Origin of the sequence: Succinimonas sp., from assembly GCF_045225735.1 — a bacterium.
GTDB lineage: Bacteria > Pseudomonadota > Gammaproteobacteria > Enterobacterales > Succinivibrionaceae > Succinimonas.
In genome coordinates this window covers 1-4193 of record NZ_JBGVBR010000082.1, presented here as the reverse complement: position 1 = coordinate 4193, position 4193 = coordinate 1, and the positions used below count along the sequence as shown (strand labels likewise).

3 protein-coding genes are annotated in these 4193 nt (G+C 53.1%); all 3 read left to right on the top strand.

Annotated elements, in window-relative coordinates; translation table 11 throughout:
* Window positions 1-322: 322 nt before the first annotated feature.
* Entirely contained in the window at window positions 323-1108 is a 786-nt protein-coding gene (locus tag ACJROR_RS02880) for a DUF6273 domain-containing protein (protein ID WP_406545777.1), read from the top strand.
* A gap of 30 nt (window positions 1109-1138) precedes the next feature.
* Complete coding sequence (locus tag ACJROR_RS02875; RefSeq protein ID WP_406545776.1) at window positions 1139-1723, top strand: hypothetical protein; 585 nt, start codon at window positions 1139-1141, stop codon at window positions 1721-1723.
* A gap of 756 nt (window positions 1724-2479) precedes the next feature.
* Window positions 2480-4193, top strand: a 1714-nt coding sequence (locus ACJROR_RS02870; protein ID WP_406545775.1) for a hypothetical protein, incomplete at its 3' end; no start/stop codon positions are given.

Below are 4193 nucleotides of genomic sequence, written 5' to 3'. Positions count from 1 at the left end.
CCACGCCTTTCCGGGGCCGGAGACAATAATTCTGAGAGGCAAGTGATAAAAATCCCGTCCGTAAATATTTTTGAGGGGAATTCCCGGGGATCGTATCTTCTGTATTCTGCGGTCTGTTACTAATGTTTCCGGAAAGCGGTCATTCCTGCTATAATACGAGAAGTAATTCACAGCGGAGCAGGCTGTCACTCATCTTCGGGATCATCTCCCCTTTGCAGGCGGGAATGCTCCTGCGGCCGGGCATGAGCGGGGTTTCCGGTTCATGCGGAGACAGATAAATACAGATGCAGGACAGGAATTTTTTTAGCGACGGGTATTAATTATGAATGTAAAACGGGTCAAAAAAGAGAAAACACTGCCGGAAGGGATCCGGGCCGGGGATATGATTGCCTTCGGGCATTATCCCCAGTTTGAACACATTGCCATTTCCCCGGTGATCTGGCAGGTGCTGGAGGTTTCCTGGGACGGAGTCTTTATTGTGAGCCGCAGCATTCTCGAGTGCCGCCCCTTTCACACCTGGCAGGTAGATACCCCCTGGCCCTCCAGCGATCTCCGGAGATGGCTTAACGGCTGCTTTCTGGAGACGGCCTTTTCCACTGACGAAAGGAAGCTGGTAGTTCCGTCCCGTCTCCTGAATTATGACAATCCGGAGTACGGCACCAAGGGCGGCGCCGTCTCCAAGGACAAGGTGTTCTGCCTCAGCATTGAGGAAGCCCGCCAGTATGAGGCAGTAAGCCGCTTAGAGGGAGTCACGTACCATGTCATTACCCAGGGCGCGGCCGCTCTTCCGGAGGCTGTGATTCCCGGGAATTCCTGGTGGCTGCGCACCCCGGGACTGGATCGCTCCCGGGCGATGTGTCTGGGGGGGAACATTGCGAAGGAGTCCCGGCTGCAGGCAGACGGACTCCCGATTACCGCTCAGGGCGTCGGGGTGCGGCCGGCTATGCGGCTTAAGCCCGTGGAGGAGCTTGAGGATTATGTGGTCTGCCATGACAGCGGGGCTGAGAACGAAGGCGAGAAAGCCGCCAAAATAGCGGAAGACAGAGAATTGCAGCTCGCAAAGGAAAGAGCAGCCGAGAGAGCCGCGGAGAGAGCAGCAATGGAATAGAGCGGCAGAACAGAGCAGCAGAGAATGAGCATGAAAAAGTCCGCGGCCGGAGAAAAGGCGGCCGCAGGGAATAACGAAGGGGCTGAGCAAAAGCCCCTTTTTCAGATTTCCGGCCGCTCCTATGACAGTGAAAGGGCTTACCTGAGAGGTTTGCTGGACAAAGCCTTCTGGACTCTCGGCAAGCTTAAAACCGGGGAGCTCAGGAGAGTCTTTGCTTATGACAAGTCAAAGGCCGCTCTGTGCAGCAGGTGGGGAAAAGCTCTCGCTTACGGGGGGAACGGGATGCATGCCGTGGCCGGTTTTTTATGCGAAATCGCCGGCGGCCTCGGGGGAATTTTTCAGGAACCGGCGGAGATCGGGAATGTCCTGCTCCGGGATCTGGAATCCCGGAAGCCGTATGCTCCCGGCGTCTCTCCTTCTTACGATATTCGGGTGGTTGCGGAATGGCTCCGGCGGGGAGATCTGGAAAAGTTTGCCGCTGAAGCTGCAGAAAAAGGACTCCCCGTAAAGCCCTGGACGCTCCCGCAGCTTGCCGCAGCCCGGAGCATGCTGCTGCCGCAGGGCAAAGGAACGCCGCGCTGCCGGCCGGAAAAGCCACCGCCAGAGGCGCCTTGATCATCAGCCGTTACCCGTTTTTTTTCATGGCGTATCATGAAGAGCGGGACAAAATATGCAGCTGGAATACCTCTGCGCTGAATCGTTATCTGAACTATGATTTTCTGGTGAACATCTTTTCGTGCAGTGAGAAATTGCGCATTCTGCGTGATAAGAAAGATGCCGATACGAAATTCCGGATTTTCTGTCTCAGCATTGAGGAAGCTGAGCGTTATTTCAGCAGCATGCGGAAAGAGTCTGTCCTCGCTATAAATTAGTTTCAGGAGAGACCGGAGAGAATGTCTCCTGGTGGCTCCGTTCCTCCGGCTTGAGCAATAATAAGGCGGCATTTGTTGCAGCCGACGGAACTGTGATGAAAGAAGGTCATTTCAAGTGGAGCAAACTGGCGGTGCGTCCAGCTATGAGAATCATTCTGGATGAGGTTTTTCACGAGCCCTGTCTTAACAGATCTGCGGCCTGTGCATTTTTCATGTCTTCTGTGATTTAACCGTCTTTTTTACCCGCAGTTCCCGAAACCCCGGAGGAAAATCATAAAACCCGCCTGAGAGCGGTGATCTTTCCTGAGAAGGCCGGTACCATGCTGAGGAGCAAGTCTGCCGGTGATTAAGCCCGGGGCTGATCCTGAAATCTGCGCATTTCATAACGAGGACGGAGTATGCAGGCGAGAAAGCGGCTTTGCGAGAGAAAAGCAGAATAGCAGCAGAAAGAGCAGCAAAGAAAGGATTAGTAAAAGAAAGAAGAACAGGAAGCAGAAAAATGAATCAGACAACAGTTAACAGCGATGCCGGTTCCGATTTAAAGTCCTCTGCCGGCGCTGATGAAATGCGGAAGTTAAGAAGCTTGCTGGAAGACCCCGTTACCGCCGTCCGGAAGCTTAAAACCGGAGAACTCCGGAGGGAGTATGCCCATGACAAGGCCAAGGCTGACATTTGCCGGCGCTGGGAAAAGAAGGTTTCGCTGAAGGGGCCGGCGGGTTTAAAACCCTTTGCCGATTTTTTATGCGAAATCTCCGGCGGGCTTGGGGAAATGTTTCAGGAACCCGCAGAGATCGGGGATCTGGTGCTTGATGAACTGAAAGCTGCGAAAGAATCTCCTTTTAACGGGCTTATTTTCCCGAAAGACCACCTTAAGGTGATTAAGGAATGGCTTCTTGGCGGCGCTCTCGAAAACTTTGTTTCCGCCTTTGCTGAAAAGGGCCTCCCGGTAAAGCCATGGACGCTGCCCCGGCTTTCTGAAGTCAGAGAACTTGCGCTTTCCCAGGGCAGGGACAAAAGCTCCGGCAAGGATTTTAATGCGCCGCTGTTCCTTATGACGGCCTATGCTCTTACCCCGAGCCGTAAAATAGCCCTGCCGGATCCCCGGGTTTACGATCCCATGAAGCTTGGAAATGCATGCAGTGTCTTTGAGAGCCCGGAGGATTTTCTGAAGACCATGCGGGAATGCGCCGCCGAGGATAAAGCCCGCTTTGCCGGATATGCGCAGGAAAACAGATTAATTCTGGAGAAATACATGGCGGCCTTTCCGGATCCGGAATCCCGGGCTCCGCTCCCGGAGGTGCTGAATTATCTGGGGCTGGCATTCCTCATTGATCTTGACTATGTGTCCCGGAACAGCGCGGAGTTAATTGCTTACATTAAGGATCTCGTTACCCGGAATCAGGTTCTCAAGCTCAGGAATTTTTTCTGGTTCTACCGGATTCCTCTGAAAAAGCTCCGGGAGACCCCGGGCTGGGAGGATATCCCGGCGACGCCGGAGGAGGCATGTCCGGAATGCTGCATGGATGAAGACGCACTCATGTTTTTACGGGAGGAGGACTTCCGGGAATACCTGGCCGATGAGAGAAACCGGCGCCGGGAAAAACCGGAAAACTACGTGCCGTTTGTCATGAGAGCTCATGCCCGCCGGAAGGTATATGAAAGCATCGCTCAGAAGCATCCCAGTCTGAAACCGGATATTGACGCTTATTTTGCCGATGCCTTCGAGTCCTCCATCGGTTTTGGCGCGGAAACCTTTCCTGACGTGCCGTCTTTGGAAGCGCGTCTTAAGCCATCCCTGGAACTTTTCAGAAAGTGTCCCGGGGACAGAAAAAACTTTTTAAGAGAGAAGGGAGCCTTCATAAAGGCCTTTTCCCTTATTCCCCGCTTTGCAGGCGTCATGAAGCCGTTTCTTGAATTAGTCGCCGGCGAAGGGGAACCTGAATACCTCATTCATGGTGATCTCTTCTATTATAACAGCCTGGAATTTAAGGGGGCTGTGCTGAAAGAAGTCCTGTCGGACGGGGCGAAGAACCTTCCGACAAAGGTATTAAACTTTGTCATGCGTTATCAGAGCGCCCTGAAGGAGTTTTCCAAAAACAGAGAAGCTTACGGCTTTTCTGAAAATATGGTATCTTTGCTGGAGTTAGCGCAGGCTAATATTTACATCAGTCTTAACGGCAATGTTTATGATGCTTTTTCCGGCAGCGGACTTA

What these genes read in the sequence shown, in the direction of transcription:
- ACJROR_RS02880 (WP_406545777.1), top strand. Translation starts at nt 323, where the DNA reads ATGAATGTAAAACGGGTCAAAAAAGAGAAAACACTGCCGGAAGGGATC.
- ACJROR_RS02875 (WP_406545776.1), top strand. Translation starts at nt 1,139, where the DNA reads ATGAAAAAGTCCGCGGCCGGAGAAAAGGCGGCCGCAGGGAATAACGAA.